This is a genomic window from Streptococcus timonensis, from assembly GCF_047463455.1.
GTDB classification, from domain to species: domain Bacteria; phylum Bacillota; class Bacilli; order Lactobacillales; family Streptococcaceae; genus Streptococcus; species Streptococcus timonensis_B.
In genome coordinates, this window is the sequence record NZ_JASHDV010000003.1 from 274,330 (window position 1) to 291,514 (window position 17,185).

A 17,185-nucleotide genomic window follows, 5' to 3' on the forward strand; every position below is an offset into this window, starting at 1 on the left:
GAATGAAGGTTTTAAAAAATTATGCATATAATCTTTCTTACCAGCTTTTAGTCATAATTCTTCCTATTATAACAACACCTTATGTAACTAGGGTATTTAGTTCAACTGATTTAGGTACTTATGGTTATTTCAATTCAATTGTTACCTACTTTATTTTATTGGCGACATTGGGAGTGGCCAATTATGGTACAAAAGAAATTTCAGGCCATCGTAAAGATATCCGAAAAAACTTTTGGGGCATATACACCTTGCAGTTTGGTGCGACCATTCTGTCGATATGCTTATACATTCTCTTATGTCTGTCCTTGTCATTTATGCAAAATCCCGTTGCATATATTTTGGGCTTGAGTCTGGTATCTAAAGGGATGGATATCTCCTGGTTATTTCAAGGGTTAGAGGATTTTCGCAAGATAACAGTTAGAAATATTACTGTTAAACTGGTCGGTGTCATTTCAATCTTCTTATTTGTAAAATCAGCAAATGATTTATATCTTTATGTGTTTTTGCTAACAATATTTGAATTATTGGGGCAGTTTAGTATGTGGTTGCCAGCTAGAGAATTTATCGGGAAACCACATTTTGATTGGTCCTATGCTAAACAACACTTGAAACCAGTTGTTCTCTTGTTTTTGCCGCAAATAGCTATTTCGCTATATGTTACTTTGGATCGTACTATGCTAGGGGCATTAGCCTCAACTAAAGACGTCGGAATTTATGACCAAGCCTTAAAATTGGTCAATATTTTGCTTACACTAGTGACTTCGTTAGGAAGCGTAATGCTTCCTCGTGTTGCCAATCTCCTATCAACTGGAGATCACAAGGCTGTAAATAAAATGCATCAGATGTCTTTCTTAATATACAATTTAGTCATTTTTCCTATAATAGCAGGAATGTTAATTGTTAATGATGATTTCGTGCAATTTTTCTTAGGACAGGATTTCCAAGATGCTAAATATGCGATAGCAATTATGATTTTTAGAATGTTCTTTATTGGCTGGACAAATATTATGGGTATTCAAATTTTGATTCCACATAATAAAAATAAAGAATTTATGATTTCGACAACTATTCCAGCTATTGTGAGTGTCGGTTTAAATTTATTATTACTACCTAAATTAGGTTATATCGGAGCAGCCATTGTTTCTGTATTAACAGAAGCCTTAGTATGGGCTATTCAACTGTATTTTACAAGAAACTATTTAAAGGAAGTGCCTCTTCTTGCTTCGACAGTTAAAATTATAGGAGCATCAGCTCTTATGTACGGTGTACTATTCGTTGTAAAAACTACAGTGAATTTTACGCCTGTTATAAATGTTATGGTATTTGCTACAATAGGAGCGATACTTTACATTTTTCAAATACTATTCTTAAAGGTAATTAATCCAAAAGAGTTGAAACAGCAGTTATTGAATAAGTGAAATTGAAAGGAATAAATAGAAATTTCAGTAGCTTATAGTCTTATTGTAAAATGAACTCTTGTATAGATTAAATTCGCTTTGGTTGATTAAATAGTTAGGAAAGGGAGGATAGAAGAGTATAAGTGAACTAGAAGATTAAAGAAATATTATTTTTTCTCATTCAATTCCATATTTCTTTTTCTTATAATTCACCCTGTATGATTCTTTTTCAAAAAGTATGATAAAAATTAAATTTGAAAACCTACTAGTCAGCATTGTTGTATCCGTAGTGGTGATTTTTAATACCATATCAACTACGATGCTGGATAGGACTTTTTTTCAAGTTAAAGTAAATTTCCTATTTTTAGTTGTATTACTTTTAGGGCTTCGTTTTTTGTATAAAATGCGGGTCTCATACAAATATCTAATACTTTCTATTCTATTGTTGCTTTCGGGGGTTTTAGTGTATTTTCAAACGAATAGACTTAACTTTCTAGTCTATTCTATGCTATTAGTCCTCTTGGTTAATGTGGATATGAAAGTAGTTTTGAGGAACTATGTAATTGTAGCTGGTATCCTTGTAGTTGGAGTTTTTCTTTTATCGCTTGTTGGCATGGTTCCTAATTTACAATATAATCGTGCGGGTGTTATTCGAAATTCATTTGGGTTTATCTATCCTACGGACTTTGCATCACATTGCTTCTATCTATTTTTAGCAATTTCTTATCTTTTAAAAGATAAATTTATATGGACCAGATCTCTGTTTGGAGTCTTGCTATCGGTTTTCATTATAAAATACTGCGATGCACGTTTAAATGCTCTGTCAATCTTGTTAGCGACAGTTATTTTCATTTATTTTTATTATAGTAATGGGAAAAAACTAAAGATATTTGCCTTGCTTCCATATTCGGCTGTTGTATTTGCATCAGTTGTTACCTATTTATCTTATAAGTTTTCATGGTCTAATTCATTTTTAGTATCGATTAATAAATTAATTACTGGGAGGTTGGCTCTAGGTAGAAATGCATTTGATACGTTTGGAGTTCATTTATTTGGAACAAGAAATGTTCAATTTATCGGGTCGGGTGGAAAGACAGAATCTGTAATAGGTTATAACTATGTAGATTCCTCCTATGTACAGATGTTGTTTACATATGGAATAGTACCTGTGGTACTATTACTAATAATTTATGTTGTCGCCTCAAGGAAACAGTATAAGGAGGGGCAATATTTATTAGTTGCAATTCTATCATTGATTGCTTTTAACTGTATGATTGAAGCCTTTTGGTTTGTTCCTACATATAATATATTCATGTTTTTACTATTTACAACAAATACCTTTAGTGAAAAAGAATCAAATGATATTATTGCAAAAAATGAGACCTAGCTCTAGTACTAGATTTTAGGTGGGTCTAATACATGATATGATACCTTTCTAAAAAACAACTAACTTTTGCTGATCCTGAGTCGGCAATAATAAGAAATGTAAAGTTCATTAACGGAGTTTTAATTTAATATGTATGACTATTTAATTGTAGGTGCAGGTTTGTCTGGAGCAATCTTTGCACACGAAGCTACAAAATGTGGCAAAAAAGTAAAAGTGATTGATAAACGTGATCACATTGGTGGGAATATCTATTGTGAAGAGGTTGAAGGTATCAATGTTCACAAGTATGGTGCCCACATTTTCCATACGTCCAACAAAAAGGTTTGGGATTATGTTAATCAGTTTGCGGAGTTTAATAACTATATCAATTCACCGGTAGCTAACTATAAGGGAAGTCTTTACAATCTTCCGTTTAATATGAATACCTTCTATGCTATGTGGGGAACAAAGACTCCTCAAGAAGTCAAAGACAAGATTGCCGAGCAAACAGCTGATATGAAGGATGTTGAGCCGAAAAACTTGGAAGAGCAAGCTATCAAGTTGATTGGTCCAGATATCTATGAAAAGTTGATCAAGGGCTACACAGAAAAACAATGGGGACGTTCTGCAACAGACCTTCCACCCTTTATCATCAAGCGTCTCCCAGTGCGTTTGACCTTTGATAACAACTACTTTAATGACCGTTACCAAGGTATTCCAATCGGTGGATACAACGTCATCATTGAAAACATGCTTGGTGATGTGGAAGTAGAGCTTGGCGTTGATTTCTTTGCCAATCGTGAAGAGCTTGAAGCTTCAGCTGATAAAGTTGTCTTTACAGGAATGATTGATCAGTACTTTGATTACAAACATGGGGAATTGGAATACCGCAGTCTTCGTTTTGAACACGAAATCTTGGATGAGGAAAACCATCAAGGAAATGCCGTGGTCAACTACACAGAGCGTGAGATTCCTTATACTCGAATCATTGAGCATAAGCACTTCGAGTATGGAACTCAGCCTAAGACAGTCATCACCCGTGAGTATCCAGCTGACTGGAAGCGTGGAGATGAACCCTACTACCCAATCAACGATGAAAAGAACAATGCCATGTTTGCCAAGTACCAGGAAGAAACCGCCAAAAATGACAAGGTTATCTTCTGTGGACGTTTGGCAGACTATAAATACTACGACATGCACGTGGTCATTGAGCGTGCTTTGGAAGTTGTAGCAAATGAGTTTGATTGAAAGAAACAATAATCTATGAAATACTACTTAAAAGAAGAATTCCTGCATGATGTCAACGCAAAGAACGCGGGAAATAAAGCGCGCAATGACGTAGAAAGTATTGTGAAAGAAGAAGGCTATCACCCCTTGGTCTTGTCCGTCGACAATTGGTATCAAATGAGTACCCTTGCGGCTCAACGCCATAAGGCAAAGGCTTTTGGACAAGCCTTGGATCAACTAAAGCAAGGAGATGAGTTGTTGATCCAGTTTCCCATGCTCCACCATAGCTTTTTCTCCACCCATTTGGTCAAAAAAGCGCAAAAAAGAGGGATTAAAGTCTATCTTTTGATTCATGACCTAGAAGTGCTCCGCCATGCCAACATGACTTCACTGCCTTTAAAACACAGAATTCGGATGTACCTCCAAGAAGCAAGTTTTCTCAAAGCAGCTGATGGAATCATCGCCCACAACCCGGTTATGAAATCTGTTTTGGTGGATAAAGGAATTGCGGAAGATAAGATTGTTAGCCTTGGCATTTTTGACTATTTGATTCCTAATTTCCAAGAGAAGATCGTTCAAACAAAAGACCAGCCGATGATTGTGGCAGGTAATCTAGCACAAGAAAAAGCTGGTTACTTGTATAAATTGCCGGCAAATCCTGCCTATAACCTCTATGGTGTTGGTTTTGATGAGAGTAGAGCTTTAGAGAATGAAACTTACTTTGGTTCTTTTCTGCCTGACGAGCTTCCTGTAGCCCTTGAGGGTGGATTTGGACTCGTATGGGATGGGGATAGTGTTGAAACCTGTAGTGGTGTCTTTGGCGAGTACCTTCGCTACAACAACTCTCACAAGGCATCCCTTTACTTGGCATCTGGATTCCCGCTTGTAGTGTGGAAGCAGTCAGCTCTCTCTCATTTTGTTCTAGTGAAAGAGTGTGGTATCGCAGTCGAGTCACTACATGACTTGCCGCAAGTAATAGAGGAGTTAACTTTAGATGACTACCAGACTCTATTAGAAAACACCAAGCGTGTAGGAAAAGAGATTCGAGAAGGATATTATTTACGTACTGCATTAAAACAGTTGAAAATGTAAAAGAAGTTAGAAACCCTAGCTTCTTTTTTTATTGTTCTGTAATTAGTTTTTTTAAAACACATTTAAAAAAAACGAATGATTTCAAAAATGATAGCTAAAAGTTACGTGAAAAACGAAATCAAAAAACAGAATTCCATGACTAGAAAAACCGAACGTTCATCCAATTGATGATAATTTCACACATTTTAGTATTGTTTTTAATTTTAGTTTTATAATAAAGTTATTTTTTAAGAAATTTTTGCCTTTTTTTCTTCAAAAACATGCTATAAAATCATAAAAAATTAAGCACGAATATATTTTTTATGATATAATATTCTGTGAATAGCTATGCCTTCTTGTAGCTATTAAAAAAACAAAGTGTGAAACTTGGAAGATAGAGAGGATGCAGTGTAATGACTAGAAATGGTTTTTTTACAGGCTTAGATATTGGAACGAGCTCTATTAAAGTGTTAGTTGCAGAGCTTGTAGATGGTGAAGTAAATGTAATTGGCGTTAGTAACGCAAAAAGTAAAGGTGTCAAGGATGGAATTATCGTTGATATCGAGGCTGCAGCGGCAGCTATTAAATCTGCTATTTCTCAAGCAGAAGAGAAAGCAGGAATTTCTATCAAGTCTGTAAACGTTGGTCTTCCAGCGAACTTGTTGCAAGTTGAGCCAACGCAAGGAATGATTCCTGTAACATCAGACACAAAAGAAATTACAGATCAAGATGTTGAAAATGTAGTCAAATCAGCTTTGACAAAGAGTATGACACCAGATCGTGAAGTGATTACTTTTGTTCCAGAAGAGTTTGTTGTTGATGGCTTCCAAGGAATTCGTGATCCACGTGGAATGATGGGAGTACGCTTAGAAATGCGTGGGCTTTTATACACAGGTCCAAGAACCATTCTTCACAACCTTCGTAAAACTGTAGAACGTGTTGGAGTTCAAGTTGATAACGTGATTATTTCACCGCTTGCAATTGTCAACTCTGTTCTTAACGAAGGCGAACGTGAGTTTGGAGCGACTGTTATCGATATGGGTGGTGGCCAAACAAGTGTTGCAACTATTCGCAATCAAGAATTGCAGTACACTAATGTATACCAAGAAGGTGGCGAGTACGTCACAAAAGACATTTCAAAAGTCCTAAAAACTTCTAAGAAAATTGCTGAGAGTTTGAAACTAAACTATGGTGAGGCATACCCACAATTGGCAAGTAAAGAAACTTTCCAAGTTGAAGTTATCGGTGAAGTTGAACCAGTAGAAGTGAGTGAAGTCTACCTTGCGCAAATTATTTCAGCTAGATTGAAACATGTCTTTGAACAAATCAAGCAAGATTTGGAAAGAAGACATTTGCTTGACTTACCAGGTGGAATTGCCTTGATTGGTGGAAACGCTATTCTTCCAGGGGTTGTTGAGTTAGCACAAGAAGTATTTGGAGTACGTGTTAAACTTTACGTTCCAAACCAAGTTGGTATCCGTAACCCTGCGTTTGCGCATGTAATCAGCTTGTCAGAATTTGCTGGTAGCCTTACTGAAGTAAATGTACTAGCTCAACGTGCTATTAGAGGTGATGAAACATTACGTCATCAACCAATTGACTTTAGATCAAATCAACCAAAAGCAACTGCTTCTCAAAGCTCAGTTTTCGGATCAACTAGTGGTGCTGATGAACCTGTCTACACGACAGAAGCATCACTCAACCAATCGGAAGAAAAACCGAAAGAAAAATTAACTGATCGTTTCCGTAGCTTGATTGGAAGCATGTTTGACGAATAAAGTAGAGGAAAAATAATATGACATTTTCATTTGATACAGCAGCAGCACAAGGTGCGGTAATTAAAGTTATCGGTGTTGGAGGCGGAGGCGGGAACGCCATCAACCGTATGGTTGAAGAAGGTGTTTCTGGTGTTGAGTTTATTGCAGCTAACACGGATGTACAAGCTTTAAGCAGTACAAAAGCTGAAACTGTAATTCAACTTGGCCCTAAATTAACTCGTGGACTTGGTGCAGGAGGTCAACCTGAGGTTGGTCGTAAAGCTGCTGAAGAAAGCGAAGAAGTTCTAACCGAAGCAATCAGTGGAGCTGATATGGTCTTCATCACTGCTGGTATGGGTGGTGGTTCTGGTACAGGTGCTGCACCAGTTATTGCTCGTATCGCTAAAGGTCTTGGTGCCTTGACTGTCGGTGTTGTGACACGTCCGTTTGGTTTTGAAGGAAGTAAACGTGGCCAGTATGCAGTGGAAGGTATTAACGAACTTCGTGAGCATGTTGATACACTGTTGATTATTTCAAATAACAACCTATTGGAAATCGTTGATAAGAAGACACCGCTTCTTGAAGCTTTGAGTGAAGCGGACAACGTTCTTCGTCAAGGTGTACAAGGTATTACAGACTTAATTACTCGCCCAGGGTTGATTAACTTGGACTTTGCAGACGTTAAGACTGTTATGGCAAACAAAGGTAATGCCCTTATGGGAATTGGTATTGGTAGTGGTGAAGAGCGTGTTATCGAAGCAGCTCGTAAAGCTATCTACTCTCCACTCCTTGAAACCACAATCGATGGTGCAGAAGATGTTATCGTAAACGTGACTGGTGGTCTGGACTTGACCTTGACAGAAGCAGAAGAAGCTTCAGAAATTGTCAACCAAGCTGCAGGACACGGTGTTAATATCTGGCTTGGAACGTCTATTGATGAAACAATGAAAGATGAAATTCGAGTAACTGTTGTAGCTACTGGTGTTCGTCAGGATACTGTTGAAAAAGTTGTAGCTCCTAAGCCTAGACAAAATGCTTACCGTGAACCAGTTAAAACTGGACGTACTCATACCTACGATCGTCACTTTGATTTGAATGAAACTCCAGAAGTTCCAGTTGGCACTTCTCGTACTCCAGAAGCACCTAAAGCATCTGCATTTGGTGACTGGGATTTAAGACGTGACACTATTGTTCGTCAAGGAGATTCATTGGTATCACCAGTAGAGCGATTTGAAGCTCCTTCTTCTGATGAAGATGAGTTGGAAACTCCACCATTCTTTAAAAACAGATAATTCAAATGAATTTAAAAGAGAATACAAACCTTGTTTTTCAGCAAGTTACAAAAGCAGTTCAAGAAGCCGGTCGTGAAGTCGACTCGGTTTCTGTCATTGCTGTAACTAAATATGTCAACGCATCAACTGCTTCACAATTGGTTGATCAAGGGGTAAGACATATAGGAGAAAATCGTGTTGATAAATTTCTTGAAAAATATCAGGTCCTAAGTGATAGGGATATAACCTGGCATTTAATAGGAAGTTTACAACGGCGAAAAGTCAAGGATGTGATTGCCTACGTTGATTATTTCCATGCTTTAGACTCTTTAAAACTAGCAGAAGAAATACAAAAACGTGCAAATCGCAAGATAAAGTGTTTTTTACAAGTAAATATCTCTGGTGAAGAAACTAAGCATGGTTTTTCAAAAGAGGAGTTAATGAATCTGTTGTCGGATTTAGCAAAGTTAGATAAGATTGAATATGTTGGTCTTATGACAATGGCTCCTTTTGAAGCTGAAACTGAAGAGTTACAATCAATTTTTAGAGAAACACAAGAGTTACAAAAAGAAATTCAACAAAAACTAATCCCCAATATGCCAATGTCAGAACTAAGTATGGGAATGAGTCGTGATTATAAAGAAGCGATTCAATTTGGTTCAACTTTTGTTCGTATAGGTACATCATTTTTTAAGTAGGAAAAAACCATGTCACTAAAAGATAAATTTGATAGATTTATAGATTATTTTACTGAAGATGGAGAAAATATTTCTGATGAAGTAGTAACTGCGTCATCAGAGCGTTCATTGTCAGCAGTTCCACCAAGAAAGGAATTGCCACAACAGACTCAAGTTTCTTCAGAATCTGATGCCAAGGAAAAAAATATTAGACGCCTTCATGCACGTCAACAAGAATTAGCAATTGAAAGTCATCGTAGTACTGAAAAAGTGACAATTGATGTCCGTTATCCTCGTCGATATGAAGATGCAACAGACATTGTTGATTTGTTGGCAGGAAATGAAAGTATTTTAATTGATTTCCAATATATGACTGAAGTTCAAGCTCGCCGTTGTTTAGATTATTTGGACGGAGCTCGTCATGTTCTAGCTGGTGAACTTAGAAAAGTTGCAAACACAATGTATCTTTTAACTCCAGTTGGTGTCGTGGTTAATATTGAAGATATTCGTTTGCCAGAGGAATCTCAAACTGAAGATTATGACTTTGATATGAAGAGAAATAGAGTACGCTAATGTTTCTAATTGCTCGATTTATACAAAATGCTACAGATATCTATTCACTGATACTTGTAGCTTTTGCTCTATTATCATGGTTTCCTAATGCATACAATACACAGTTAGGTCGGTTTTTGGAAACTTTAACGAAACCAATTCTTCAACCATTAAGACGTCTTCCCCTACAATTTGCTGGACTTGATTTTACTGTATGGATTGCAGTTATCTTACTCCATTACATCAGTCGTTATCTAATTAATATTCTATTGATGATATGAGCAAGGATATTTACCAACATTTTGCAGTCGAAGATATACCCTTTATTGATAAAGGATTGGAATGGATAAACCAGGTAGAAGAGCAATATGCTCCCGTGTTAACTTATTTTTTAAATCCGCATCAAGTTTTCATTCTTAAAACATTGGGTGGGAATGCAGGTATTCGAGTCTATAGTAGTGAGGATTTTATTCCTTCTGAATATGCAAGGGTTATTCTCGCTCCAGAATATTTTATCCCAACACTTTCAGATTTTGAAATGACTTTGTTAGAGATTGTTTATCCAAATAAATTTTCACAATTAACACATGCTAAAATTTTAGGAACAGTACTTAATCGTTTAGGCATTGAGCGTAAATTATTCGGTGATATTTTAGTTACTGATCAAAGAGCGCAAATCGTTGTGAATCAAAATTTTAAAAATTTGTTTGAGGATGGGATACAAAAAGTTTCAAAAATCCCAGTTTCCTTAGAAGAGCGTTCTTTTTCAGAGAAGGTTGTTCCAAGAGAAAACTACCAGGAAAGGGATGTCTTGGTTCCAAGTATGCGTCTGGATGCCTTTTTATCCAATGTTTTGAAACTTTCTCGTTCTCAAGCCACTGCTCTCATTGATAAGAAGCTTGTTCAAGTAAATTATCATGAAGTTGAAAAAACGGATTTCCAACTTAAACTTGGTGATTTAGTAAGTGTCAGACGTTTTGGTAGAATCACTATTCTTCGTGAAAACGGTCAGACAAAAAAAGATAAGATAAAATTAACAGTGCAGTTACTATTAAGTAAGTGAGAGAAAATATGTCAATTAGACCACAAGAAATTATTGATAAAGCTTTCTCGATTAAATTCAGAGGTTATAATAAGGAAGAAGTGGACGAATTTTTAGATAAAATCTATTTTGACTATGAAGAATTAGTCCGCTATAAGGATGAAACTGAAATCTATGTCAAAAAACTAGAAGAACGTCTTTCCAATTATACGAATGATATTCCTAAGAGAACAGTAACAAACGACCAAGAACCAGAAGCAATTAATGATTCTATTTTTTATTAAATAAGTGAGGAAAATTATGCCAATTACATCATTAGAAATTAAGGATAAAACCTTTGGATTGCAGTTTAGAGGATTTAATCGCGATGAAGTTGATGAATTCTTAGATATTGTTGTTCGTGACTATGAAGCACTTGTGCGAAGCAATCATGAAAAAGAACAACACATTAAAAACTTAGAAGAACGTTTGTCATATTTTGATGAGATTAAAGATTCGTTGAGTCAGTCTGTTCTGATTGCTCAAGATACAGCTGAACGTGTAAAACAGGCAGCAAATGAGCGATCAAATAATATTGTTCATCAAGCTGAGCAAGATGCACAACGTCTGTTAGATGAAGCTAAATATAAAGCCAATGAAATCTTGCGTCAGGCTACAGATAATGCTAAGAAGGTTGCTGTTGAAACAGAAGAGTTGAAGAACAAGAGTCGTGTCTTCCACCAACGCTTGAAATCAACAATCGAAAGTCAATTAGCTATTGTTGATTCATCAGATTGGGAAGAAATTTTGCGTCCGACTGCAACATATTTGCAAACTAGTGACGAAGCCTTCAAGGAAGTAGTCGAAGAGGTTCTAGGTGAAGATGTATCTTCTTACCAGGAAGAAGAGCCGATTGACATGACTCGTCAATTCTCCCCAGAAGAGGTGGCGGAACTTCAAGCACGTATTGAAGCTGCAAATAAAGAATTACTAGAATCAGAAGCAAAAGAATCTTTTGAAGGAGAGCTTGATCCTGCTGTTGAATCTCATTCTGATTCAGATCATGAAGCTCAAAAAGAGTCTGTTCAAATTTTATAAGAATCTCATTAGAGAACAAGAATTTATCAATCACATTTCTAGCGAGTAGGAGATGGTGAAAGTCCTACAATCCCTGTTGGTAAATTTATCCTCTCTTAGTATCAGGTCTGAAATGAGTAAGATTTGACGTTGCCCACGTTACGGGAAAAGAGGGAAAAGGACTGAGTCTTTTTCCGAATAAAGGTGGTACCACGATTTTCGTCCTTTTTGCGAATCGTGGTTTTTAATTTGTCTATATATAAAGGAGATACAATGAAACTCAAAGAAACTTTAAATCTAGGAAAAACTGAATTTCCAATGCGTGCTGGCCTTCCAACCAAAGAACCTCTTTGGCAAAAAGAGTGGGAAGAAGCAAAACTTTATCAACGTCGTCAAGAGTTAAATGAAGGAAAACCACATTTCACGCTTCATGATGGCCCTCCATACGCTAACGGGAATATTCACGTTGGACATGCCATGAACAAGATTTCTAAAGATATCATTGTTCGTTCAAAATCGATGTCAGGATTTTACGCACCATACATTCCAGGTTGGGACACACACGGTCTGCCAATCGAGCAAGTTTTGGCAAAACAAGGTGTTAAACGCAAAGAGATGGACTTGGTTGAGTACTTGAAACTTTGTCGTGACTATGCCCTCTCTCAAGTAGATAAACAACGCGAAGATTTCAAGCGCTTGGGTGTTTCTGGTGACTGGGAAAATCCATATGTAACCTTGACGCCAGACTATGAAGCAGCGCAAATCCGTGTCTTTGGTGAAATGGCTAATAAAGGCTACATCTACCGTGGAGCGAAGCCTGTTTACTGGTCATGGTCATCTGAGTCAGCCCTTGCTGAGGCGGAAATCGAATACCACGACTTGGTTTCAACATCTCTTTACTATGCTAATAAGGTCAAAGATGGCAAAGGTGTCCTTGATACAGATACTTACATCGTCGTTTGGACAACAACTCCATTCACCATCACGGCTTCTCGTGGTTTGACTGTTGGAGCTGATATTGACTATGTTGTAGTTCAACCTGCGGGTGAAACTCGTAAGTTTGTTGTAGCTTCAGAATTGTTAAATAGCTTGTCAGAAAAATTTGGTTGGGCGGATGTTCAAGTTTTGGCTACTTACCGTGGTTCAGAATTGAACCAAATTGTGACAGAGCACCCATGGGATACAGCAGTAGATGAGCTCGTTATCCTTGGTGACCACGTTACAACAGATTCTGGTACTGGTATCGTCCATACAGCTCCTGGTTTTGGTGAGGATGACTACAATGTCGGTGTTGCTAATGGTCTAGAAGTTGCTGTGACTGTTAACGAACGCGGAATCATGATGGCCAATGCAGGTGCAGAGTTCGAAGGTCAATTCTATGATAAGGTTGTGCCAACAGTTATTGAAAAACTTGGAAACCTTCTTCTTGCTCAAGAAGAAATCTCTCACTCCTACCCATTTGACTGGCGTACAAAAAAACCAATCATCTGGCGTGCCGTGCCACAATGGTTTGCCTCTGTATCTAAATTCCGCCAAGAAATCTTGGACGAAATTGAAAAAGTCAAATTCCACTCAGAGTGGGGTAAAGTCCGTCTCTACAATATGATTCGTGACCGTGGTGACTGGGTTATCTCACGTCAACGTGCTTGGGGAGTTCCACTTCCTATCTTCTACGCAGAAGATGGCACACCAATCATGACAGCTGAAACCATAGAGTATGTAGCCCAACTCTTTGAAGAACATGGTTCCATCATCTGGTGGGAACGTGATGCCAAAGACCTCTTGCCAGAAGGATTTACCCATCCAGGTTCACCAAATGGTGAGTTCAAGAAAGAAACAGACATCATGGATGTATGGTTCGACTCAGGTTCATCATGGAATGGTGTCGTGGTTAATCGCCCCGAACTTAAATATCCAGCAGACCTCTACCTAGAAGGTTCCGACCAATACCGTGGTTGGTTCAACTCATCTCTCATCACATCTGTGGCTAACCACGGTGTAGCACCATACAAACAAATCTTGTCACAAGGTTTTGCCCTTGATGGTAAAGGTGAAAAGATGTCTAAATCTCTTGGAAATACCATTGCTCCAAGCGACGTTGAAAAACAATTTGGTGCAGAAATCTTGCGTCTCTGGGTAACCAGTGTAGACTCAAGTAACGACGTACGTATCTCTATGGATATATTGAGCCAAGTCTCTGAAACATACCGTAAGATCCGTAACACCCTTCGTTTCTTGATTGCTAACACATCTGACTTTAACCCAGCTGAGGATTCAGTCGCTTACGAAGAACTTCGTTCTGTTGATAAGTACATGACCATCCGCTTTAATCAGCTTGTCAAGACTATTCGTGACGCTTATGCTGACTTTGAATTCTTGACAATCTATAAGGCGCTTGTTAACTTTATTAATGTTGATTTGTCTGCCTTTTACCTGGACTTTGCCAAAGATGTTGTCTACATCGAAGGTGCAAAATCTCTCGAACGCCGTCAAATGCAAACAGTCTTCTATGACATCCTTGTCAAAATCACTAAACTCTTGACACCAATTCTTCCTCACACTGCTGAAGAAATCTGGTCATATCTTGAGTTTGAAGCTGAAGACTTCGTTCAATTATCAGAACTACCAGAAGCACAAACATTTGCTAATCAAGAGGAAATCCTAGATGCCTGGGCAGCCTTCATGGACTTCCGTGGACAAGCTCAAAAAGCCTTAGAAGAAGCTCGTAATGCCAAATTAATCGGAAAATCACTTGAAGCTCACTTGACAGTTTATCCAAATGAAGTAGTGAAGACTCTTCTTGAAGCAGTAGATAGTAATGTCGCTCAACTATTGATTGTCTCAGCTTTGACCATCGCAGAAGGTTCAGCTCCGGAAGGGGCGGTAGCTTTCGAAAATGTTGCCTTTACAGTTGAACGTGCGGCTGGTGAGGTTTGTGACCGTTGCCGCCGCATCGATCCAAGTACAGCAGAACGTAGCTATCATGCAGTCATCTGTGACCACTGTGCAAGCGTTGTGGAAGAAAACTTTGCGGATGCAGTAGCAGAAGGATTTGAATCTAAATAAGTCTATAAAAAATACAGGTCCTTCCTGTATTTTTTTCAATTCTCTTTAAAAAATCCTAAAAGTACAGTAAAATTATGGTATAATAATGTTTATTCAATTGAAAAGGAGACTTTTATGAAAACAAAAACTCTAGCTCAAATCGATGGGATTATTGGCTTGATCACGGGTATTATTTTGGCAATTTTACCTTTTGTGATTGTGATGATTGCTGGTATATCTGAAGATGAAGATGCTGCTGCTGTCATTGTCGGAATGATGTTTATTGCCTTTGCTTTAGTAAAAATTGCAATACTGATTTTAGGTATTCTAACTCTCATCTATTATAAAGATGACAAACGTATTACGCTTGCACCATCTATTTTGTTTATCGTAGGAGCAGTGGTGTCATTGATTCCATTTTTAGGATGGATTGGCGGTATTGTCATTATTATTGGTGCTGCACTTTACCTATCAAGTTTAAAACAATTTCAAATACAAGAATAGATTTACATAAAAGAAGGACTGAATGGTTCCTTCTTTTTTAATACTTGAAAACAATTTTGTGAAAAATTACACTTTTTCACTGTCCAGACTGGATTTTTCATGAAAAATCTAGTAGAATGGAATAGAAAAACGAGGGTGACCTCGGAAAATAAAAGGAGAATCCATAATGGTAAAATTGGTTTTCGCTCGCCATGGTGAGTCTGAATGGAATAAAGCTAACCTATTCACTGGTTGGGCTGATGTTGATTTGTCTGAAAAAGGAACACAACAAGCGATTGACGCTGGTAAATTGATTAAAGAAGCTGGTATCGAATTTGACCAAGCTTATACTTCAGTGTTGAAACGTGCGATTAAAACGACTAACTTAGCTCTTGAAGCAGCTGACCAATTGTGGGTTCCAGTTGAAAAATCATGGCGCTTGAATGAACGTCACTACGGAGGTTTGACTGGTAAAAACAAAGCAGAAGCAGCTGAACAATTCGGTGATGAGCAAGTTCACATCTGGCGTCGTTCATACGATGTATTGCCTCCAGCAATGCCTCGTGATGATGAGTACTCAGCTCATACTGACCGTCGTTATGCTTCACTTGATGACTCAGTAATTCCAGATGCTGAGAACTTGAAAGTTACTTTGGAACGTGCCCTTCCATTCTGGGAAGACAAAATCGCTCCAGCGCTTAAAGACGGTAAAAACGTATTCGTAGGTGCACACGGCAACTCAATTCGTGCCCTTGTAAAACATATCAAAGGTTTGTCAGATGACGAAATCATGGATGTAGAAATTCCTAACTTCCCACCATTGGTATTCGAATTTGACGAGAAATTGAATGTAGTTGCTGAATACTATCTTGGTAAATAAGCTAAGTTAAGCAGATTCAAGCCTAGGATATTTCCTAGGTTTTTTATATAGAATATTCTCAAAAGGTGAAAATCGATGTATGATGCAATTTAACTTGTCAAAGACCATCTTTCTTGTTATAATAGTTAGGATGGAGGCACTATGGCACTAAAAAAAGCAAGTCTAGCCTGTGAGGTTTGTGGTTCAAGGAATTATTCAATCAAAATTAGTGGAACTCCAAAACCAACACGCTTAGAAGTAAATAAATTTTGTAAACATTGTGGCAAGTACACTATACATAAAGAAACGAGATAGGAGAATAGAATGAGTTTTATTAAGGATATTTTTACACTTCTTAAAGAAACAACTTGGCCAACCCGCAAAGAAAGTTGGTTAGATTTTAAATCAATTATTGAATATACAGCCTTTTTTGTAATCATCATTTATATTTTTGACCAATTGATTGTTAATGGCTTGATTCGCTTCATCAATATTTTCTAAATTGAAACATAGTTAAGAAAGGAAATATAATGGATTCTTTTGATAAAGGATGGTTTGTCCTACAAACATATTCTGGTTATGAAAATAAAGTAAAAGAAAATCTCTTGCAACGCGCACAAACTTACAATATGTTAGATAACATTTTGCGCGTTGAAATCCCAACTCAAACAGTTCAAATTGAAAAGAATGGAAAGAAGAAAGAAGTTGAAGAGAATCGCTTTCCAGGATACGTTCTTGTTGAAATGGTTATGACAGATGAAGCGTGGTTTGTTGTTCGTAACACTCCAAATGTTACTGGATTTGTAGGTTCGCACGGAAATAGATCTAAACCAACTCCGCTTTTGGAACAAGAAATTCGTGATATCCTAATTTCAATGGGGCAAACAGTTCAAGAATTTGATATCGATGTTGAAGTTGGTCAAACAGTACGTATTATCGATGGTGCATTTACAGATTACACCGGTAAAATCACTGAAATTGATAACAACAAAGTAAAAATGATTATTTCAATGTTTGGTAATGACACAATTGCTGAAGTGAATTTAAATCAAATTGCTGTCTTGTAATTTCTTTAATAGTATATAAAATAATTAGTTCATATTTCAGTCAACCACATCATAAAAGCTGTCTGAAATATGTAATACAATGGAACTAGATTGTTTTAACTAAAGAACTAACCCTAACATAAGAAATTTAAAAAGTTTAGTTAAATCTGTTGACAAGGGAGAAAAAGTAGGTATAATAGAAAGAGTCGAAAAGCTCGGGTCCGTTGGTCAAGGGGTTAAGACACCGCCTTTTCACGGCGGTAACACGGGTTCGAATCCCGTACGGACTATGAGTGTGTTGCAGTAGAAGATGAAAAAAGTTTGAAAAAGCTATTG

The 17,185-nt window shown here is 37.3% G+C and carries 18 protein-coding genes, 1 tRNA gene and 1 pseudogene; all 20 read left to right on the top strand.

All coding sequences use genetic code 11. The annotated features are described in order from the left end of the window. The first annotated feature begins 2 nt into the window (after positions 1-2). The 20 genes and pseudogenes from QM847_RS06705 (at position 3) to QM847_RS06800 (ending at position 17,139) form a co-directional block, all read left to right on the top strand. A complete protein-coding gene (locus QM847_RS06705; protein WP_414354688.1) occupies positions 3-1,418 on the top strand; it encodes a flippase in 1,416 nt (471 codons plus the stop codon). A 217-nt stretch (positions 1,419-1,635) separates the two neighbouring features. Next, a complete protein-coding gene (locus QM847_RS06710; protein WP_414354689.1) occupies positions 1,636-2,784 on the top strand; it encodes an O-antigen ligase family protein in 1,149 nt (382 codons plus the stop codon). A 129-nt stretch (positions 2,785-2,913) separates the two neighbouring features. After that, entirely contained in the window at positions 2,914-4,011 is a 1,098-nt protein-coding gene (gene glf, locus QM847_RS06715; RefSeq protein ID WP_414354690.1) for a UDP-galactopyranose mutase, read from the top strand. A gap of 15 nt (positions 4,012-4,026) precedes the next feature. Further along, entirely contained in the window at positions 4,027-5,082 is a 1,056-nt protein-coding gene (locus QM847_RS06720) for a galactofuranosyltransferase (protein ID WP_414354692.1), read from the top strand. A 392-nt stretch (positions 5,083-5,474) separates the two neighbouring features. Continuing rightward, a pseudogene (gene ftsA, locus QM847_RS06725) lies at positions 5,475-6,666 on the top strand (cell division protein FtsA); the annotation flags it as partial. Then, on the top strand, positions 6,657-6,839 hold the full coding sequence (locus tag QM847_RS06730; protein ID WP_414354715.1) for a hypothetical protein: 183 nt from the start codon (positions 6,657-6,659) through the stop codon (positions 6,837-6,839). The pseudogene ftsA and the gene QM847_RS06730, both read left to right, overlap by 10 nt. A 17-nt stretch (positions 6,840-6,856) precedes the next feature. After that, the gene (ftsZ, locus tag QM847_RS06735) at positions 6,857-8,110 is read left to right on the top strand and encodes a cell division protein FtsZ (RefSeq protein WP_414354694.1); all 1,254 of its coding nucleotides are present in this window, start codon (positions 6,857-6,859) and stop codon (positions 8,108-8,110) included. Between the two features lie 5 nt (positions 8,111-8,115). Next, on the top strand, positions 8,116-8,787 hold the full coding sequence (locus QM847_RS06740) for a YggS family pyridoxal phosphate-dependent enzyme (RefSeq protein ID WP_414354695.1): 672 nt from the start codon (positions 8,116-8,118) through the stop codon (positions 8,785-8,787). Positions 8,788-8,796: 9 nt separating this feature from the next. Further along, positions 8,797-9,339: a cell division protein SepF gene (locus QM847_RS06745; protein ID WP_414354697.1), complete on the top strand. Its 543-nt coding sequence runs from the start codon at positions 8,797-8,799 to the stop codon at positions 9,337-9,339. Next, positions 9,339-9,599 carry a YggT family protein gene (locus QM847_RS06750; protein ID WP_414354699.1) on the top strand — a complete coding sequence of 87 codons (261 nt, stop codon included), beginning with the start codon at positions 9,339-9,341 and terminating at the stop codon, positions 9,597-9,599. The genes QM847_RS06745 and QM847_RS06750 overlap by 1 nt, the downstream gene beginning before the upstream one ends. Then, positions 9,596-10,381 (top strand): RNA-binding protein, encoded by a 786-nt coding sequence (locus tag QM847_RS06755; RefSeq protein WP_414354701.1) that lies wholly within the window; start codon positions 9,596-9,598, stop codon positions 10,379-10,381. Before QM847_RS06750 ends, QM847_RS06755 begins: the two co-directional genes overlap by 4 nt. Before the next feature lie 8 nt (positions 10,382-10,389). Beyond that, complete coding sequence (locus QM847_RS06760; protein WP_414354703.1) at positions 10,390-10,644, top strand: DivIVA domain-containing protein; 255 nt, start codon at positions 10,390-10,392, stop codon at positions 10,642-10,644. A 16-nt stretch (positions 10,645-10,660) separates the two neighbouring features. Continuing rightward, positions 10,661-11,437, top strand: a complete 777-nt coding sequence (locus QM847_RS06765) for a DivIVA domain-containing protein (RefSeq protein WP_414354704.1) — start codon at positions 10,661-10,663, stop codon at positions 11,435-11,437. A gap of 252 nt (positions 11,438-11,689) precedes the next feature. Next, entirely contained in the window at positions 11,690-14,482 is a 2,793-nt protein-coding gene (gene ileS, locus QM847_RS06770; protein WP_414354706.1) for an isoleucine--tRNA ligase, read from the top strand. A gap of 114 nt (positions 14,483-14,596) precedes the next feature. Continuing rightward, positions 14,597-14,965, top strand: a complete 369-nt coding sequence (locus QM847_RS06775) for a hypothetical protein (RefSeq protein ID WP_075566053.1) — start codon at positions 14,597-14,599, stop codon at positions 14,963-14,965. Positions 14,966-15,131: 166 nt separating this feature from the next. Continuing rightward, positions 15,132-15,824, top strand: coding sequence for a phosphoglycerate mutase (locus QM847_RS06780; RefSeq protein WP_414354708.1), 693 nt, complete (start codon positions 15,132-15,134; stop codon positions 15,822-15,824). Between the two features lie 141 nt (positions 15,825-15,965). Next, the gene (gene rpmG / locus QM847_RS06785; protein WP_075566063.1) at positions 15,966-16,118 is read left to right on the top strand and encodes a 50S ribosomal protein L33; all 153 of its coding nucleotides are present in this window, start codon (positions 15,966-15,968) and stop codon (positions 16,116-16,118) included. 9 nt (positions 16,119-16,127) lie between these two features. Further along, the gene (gene secE, locus QM847_RS06790; RefSeq protein ID WP_075566065.1) at positions 16,128-16,304 is read left to right on the top strand and encodes a preprotein translocase subunit SecE; all 177 of its coding nucleotides are present in this window, start codon (positions 16,128-16,130) and stop codon (positions 16,302-16,304) included. Between the two features lie 29 nt (positions 16,305-16,333). After that, positions 16,334-16,870: a transcription termination/antitermination protein NusG gene (gene nusG, locus QM847_RS06795; RefSeq protein ID WP_269798244.1), complete on the top strand. Its 537-nt coding sequence runs from the start codon at positions 16,334-16,336 to the stop codon at positions 16,868-16,870. 197 nt (positions 16,871-17,067) lie between these two features. Continuing rightward, a tRNA-Glu gene (locus QM847_RS06800) sits at positions 17,068-17,139 on the top strand. Positions 17,140-17,185 lie beyond the last annotated feature (46 nt).